The sequence below is a fragment of the Streptomyces beijiangensis genome (assembly GCF_017315755.1).
Taxonomy (GTDB): Bacteria; Actinomycetota; Actinomycetes; order Streptomycetales; family Streptomycetaceae; genus Streptomyces; species Streptomyces beijiangensis.
This window is the reverse complement of sequence record NZ_JAFLRJ010001583.1, coordinates 1-369: the sequence shown is the minus strand read 5'-3', so window position 1 is coordinate 369 and position 369 is coordinate 1. Positions and strand designations below refer to the sequence as shown.

Below are 369 nucleotides of genomic sequence, written 5' to 3'. Positions count from 1 at the left end.
ATCCCGTCCCGGATGGGGTTGACCAGCGCCACGTCGGCCAGCCGGTACGCGGCCAGGGAGCGCGCGAAGTCGTCCCTGACGTGCAGGACGACGGGCCGCCAGCCCGGGGTCCCGTACCGCTCGTTGATCTCCTCGGCGACCCGCTGCACCTCGGCCGTGTAGTCGCGGTACACGGCGAGATCCTGCCGGGAGGGATAGGCGAAGGCGACGTGCACGACGCGTTCGCGCCACTCGGGGCGGTCGTCGAGGAGCTGCCGGTACGCGAGCAGGCCGCGCACGATGTTCTTCGACAGCTCGGTCCGGTCGACCCGGACGACGGTCTTGCGCGGAGTCCCGTCGGGGGCCCTGCCGATCTCCTCGCGGAGCACG

1 protein-coding gene is annotated in these 369 nt (G+C 72.1%); it reads right to left on the bottom strand.

All coding sequences use genetic code 11. The annotated features are described in order from the left end of the window. The coding region (locus J0695_RS42775; protein WP_206970177.1) for a trehalose-6-phosphate synthase at window positions 1-369 on the bottom strand (369 nt) is incomplete at both ends.